General features: G+C 55.1%; 3 protein-coding genes. 1 reads left to right on the forward strand and 2 read right to left on the reverse strand.

The window, feature by feature from the left end; all coding sequences use genetic code 11:
* Positions 1 to 333: 333 nt before the first annotated feature.
* On the forward strand, positions 334 to 993 hold the full coding sequence (locus Q9J32_RS10035) for an HAD-IA family hydrolase (protein ID WP_301885695.1): 660 nt from the start codon (positions 334 to 336) through the stop codon (positions 991 to 993).
* 99 nt (positions 994 to 1,092) lie between these two features.
* Here the strand turns inward: Q9J32_RS10035 and ispH are convergent, their stop codons facing one another.
* Together ispH and lspA are read right to left on the reverse strand one after the other, a co-directional pair.
* Positions 1,093 to 2,061, reverse strand: coding sequence for a 4-hydroxy-3-methylbut-2-enyl diphosphate reductase (gene ispH, locus Q9J32_RS10040; protein ID WP_301885697.1), 969 nt, complete (start codon positions 2,059 to 2,061; stop codon positions 1,093 to 1,095).
* Positions 2,062 to 2,090: 29 nt separating this feature from the next.
* On the reverse strand, positions 2,091 to 2,585 hold the full coding sequence (gene lspA, locus Q9J32_RS10045) for a signal peptidase II (protein ID WP_301885698.1): 495 nt from the start codon (positions 2,583 to 2,585) through the stop codon (positions 2,091 to 2,093).
* Positions 2,586 to 2,861 lie beyond the last annotated feature (276 nt).

Here is a 2,861-nt window from a genome sequence, read left to right on the forward strand (position 1 = left end):
GACGGTGGCGGCAAACGAGCTGTAATCGCCGTTTTTCTCGGTGGCAATCGCGTTGTACGAACGCTGACCTTTGATGTGGACGGTTTCCAAATCCGCCGTTTGGGCGGCAAAAACCGAAGACGAAAGTGCTGCCAAAACCGTGGCGGCGGTCATATTGATGCGGAAAACTGACATAGACTGTCCCATTCACATAAATGATAATGGTTCTATTTTAATAAAGCACAACGCGGCTTGTTCGGAAAAACATATCGCGCAGCCGACAAATTTTGTCGAAAATGCGACACGTCTGCGTTTTCCGCATAAAATCTACTTTTTCACCGCAAACAACCTGCCATGACCCCGCCCAAACTCATCATTTTCGACTGGGACGGCACGCTTGCCGATACGACCCAACCCATCATCGACACTATGCGCCGCAGCTTCGCCGAATGCGGTTTTCCGCCGCCCGAGGCGGAGCGCGTTCGCAGCCTGATCGGCTACAGCCTGCCCGCCATCATCCGCGCCCTGCTCGAAATGCCGTCTGAAACCGCCGTTGCCGACATCGCGCGCACTTATTCCGCGCATTACCTCAATCCCAACAACCGCAATATGACGCTCTTTCCCGATGCCCTGCCCTGTCTGGACACGCTCAAAGCGCAAGGATACTGGCTTGCCGTCGCCACGGGCAAAGGGCGGGCGGGCTTGGACAACGCCATCAGCCAAACCGCCACCGGCGGCTATTGGCTCGCCACCGCCTGTGCAAGCGAGTATCCGTCCAAACCCTCGCCCGAAATGGTATTCAGACTCTGCGGCGAACTGGGACTCGACCCGAAAGAAGCATTGGTCGTCGGCGATACAGCGCACGACCTGCATATGGCGGCAAACGCGGGCGCGGCGGCAGTCGGCGTTGCCACCGGCGCACATTCGCGCGAACAGCTCCTTGGCGCACCGCATCTCGCCGTATTGGACGGTTTGTCCGAACTGCCCGGTTTTCTTGCACAACATTACGCCTGATCGGTTTCCGCATCCGGCACACGGCAAAAATGCCGTCTGAAACCTGTTCAGACGGCATTTGTGTTGCCCAAACATCCGATGCCTGCGTTAACGCCTGCGTCAACGTTTGCACAAATCGGGTTTGGTTTCGCCCTCGCGGCGCAACTCTTTGGGCAGGACGAACACGATGCTTTCTTCCGCACCCTCGCCTTCGCGCACGGTTTCGTGCCCCCATCCGCGTATGGCTGCCAATACTTCCTGCACCAACACTTCGGGCGCGGACGCGCCTGCCGTTACGCCGACTTTGTTTTTGCCCTCAAACCACGCGCGTTGCAGGTAGCCTGCATTGTCCACCATATACGCATCGATTCCGCGCGATGCCGCCACTTCGCGCAAGCGGTTGCTGTTAGACGAATTGGGCGAACCGACCACAATCACGATGTCGCACTGTTCTGCCAACTCTTTGACGGCGGTTTGCCGGTTGGTCGTCGCATAGCAGATGTCTTCCTTGTGCGGATTGCGGATATTGGGGAAACGCGCGTTCAGCGCGGCGATGATGTCTTTGGTTTCATCGACCGAGAGCGTGGTTTGGCTGACATAGGCGAGTTTGTCGGGGTTTCTGACTTCGAGTTTTGCCACATCTCCGACGGTTTCAACCAAAAGCATTTTGCCCGGCGCAAGCTGCCCCATCGTTCCTTCAACCTCGACGTGCCCCTTATGCCCGATCATGATGATTTCGCAGTCTTGGGCATCCAGTCGGGCAACTTCCTTATGCACTTTCGTCACCAGCGGGCAAGTCGCATCAAACACGCGGAAACCACGTTCCGCCGCTTCCTGCTGCACCGCCTTCGATACGCCATGTGCCGAATAAACCAGTGTCGCGCCCGGCGGCACTTCCGCCAAGTCTTCGATAAACACCGCGCCTTTTTCACGCAGGTTGTCCACGACGAATTTGTTGTGGACGACTTCGTGGCGCACATAAATCGGCGCGCCAAATTCTTCCAAAGCACGTTCGACAATACTGATTGCCCGATCCACACCGGCGCAGAAGCCGCGCGGATTGGCAAGGATAATGGTTTTTCCGTTCATAAGTTTTGCATTCCGTGTTCAGACGGCATTCACGTTTTTTTGCTATCTTTGCGATGGACGATATTGTCCAACACTGCCAACACCGCACCGACGCAGATAAAGCTGTCGGCAATATTAAAGGCGGGATAAAACCAATTTTGCCAATAAAACAATAAGAAATCGACCACATGACCGTGAATCAGGCGATCGATGACATTGCCCGACGCACCGCCGATAATCATTGCCGCACCCGTTTTGCCGAGGGCTGCAAACTCGTTGCGCAAGATGGCGCGTACCAAATACGCGCTCACCGCCACCGCCAGCACCAAAAAAAAGTATTTTTGCCAGCCGCCCTGATCGGCAAGGAAGCTGAACGCCGCGCCCGGGTTGTACACCAGCGTCAGATCGAAAAAGGAAGGAATGACATTGACGCGTTCCCGATACTGAAACGACGACAGCACCGCCCACTTCGACCACTGGTCCAGCACGATGGCGGCAAGTGCCAATACCCAATAGCGCGTTTTACTTGAAACAGATGAAGACATATTTTTCAACAACCGGATAAAAGAGTGCCATTTTACCCGAAAACCCCCTGCCTGTACCCGAAACGGCAAATGTCGTAATCTTGAAACCCGTCATTCCCGCGCAGGCGGGAATCCAGACCTGTCCGCACAGAAACTTATCAGATAAAACGGTTGCTCCACCCCTGCGTTCTAGATTCCCACTTTCGTGGGAATGACGGAATGTAGGTTCGTAGGAATGACGGTTTAGGTATTTTTATAGAAAGCCGTAGCAACTGTATTTTTCACCCCGTCGGGCAA

The organism is Neisseria uirgultaei, from assembly GCF_962719845.1.
GTDB lineage: Bacteria > Pseudomonadota > Gammaproteobacteria > Burkholderiales > Neisseriaceae > Neisseria > Neisseria bergeri.